Below are 728 nucleotides of genomic sequence, written 5' to 3' on the forward strand. Positions count from 1 at the left end.
GTCGTAGGCGAGCAGGGTCTCCTCGGCGCCGAAGAACAGCAGCGGGTGGAAGCCGCCGGCGTCGAGGTAGGCGGTGCGGCGGGTGACGGAGGCGCAGGCGAGGAAGCCGAGGACCTGGGTGCCGGGCAGGTCGGTGGCGGGGCCGAGCGGGGAGTCGGCGAGCACCTCGTCGAGCGGGTCCGGTTCCTGCCCGGGGCCCACGAGCGTGCGGGCGGCGAGCAGGCCGAGCCGGGGGTGGGCGTCGAAGAGGCGGGCGGCCTCGGCGAGTGCGCCGGGCGCCCACCAGGAGTCGTCGTCGCTGAAGGCCACGTAGGGGGTGCGCAGGGCGCGGACGCCGTGTGTGCGGGCGAGGGCGCCGCGGTTGAACGGCAGGGCCAGTAGGCGGACTTGGGGGAAGCCGCGGGCGAGCATGGTGCGGGTGCCGTCGGTGGAGGCGTTGTCGGCCACGACGATCTCCGGCCGCTCGGGCAGGGCGAGCAGGTGCCGGAGGGTGACGGCGAGCCCGGCGGAGCGGTTGCGGGTGGCGATGACGACGCCTACGGGTGAGCGTTCCATGAGTCGCTCCATGTGCCGTTCCCTGTGCCGTTCCATGAGCGGGTCGGCCTCGGCCGGCTCGACGGCTCGGGGAGCGCGTCGAGGGCGTTCAGGACCTCGCCCGTGCTGATGTCCAGCAGCGCGGGGTCGGGGTGGCGGCCGTGCGGGTCGCCCTGGGGGCCGTGCCACAGGGC

At 75.5% G+C, this 728-nt stretch carries 1 protein-coding gene and 1 pseudogene; both read right to left on the minus strand.

Annotated elements, in window-relative coordinates:
- Positions 1-555: glycosyltransferase family 2 protein (locus C1I97_RS38320; protein ID WP_181447121.1), on the minus strand; the 555-nt coding region annotated here is incomplete at its 3' end.
- A pseudogene (locus tag C1I97_RS42365) lies at positions 537-728 on the minus strand (hypothetical protein); the annotation flags it as partial. The pseudogene C1I97_RS42365 and the gene C1I97_RS38320, both read right to left, overlap by 19 nt.

The organism is Streptomyces sp. NTH33 (genome assembly GCF_003236365.1).
Lineage (GTDB): Bacteria > Actinomycetota > Actinomycetes > Streptomycetales > Streptomycetaceae > Streptomyces.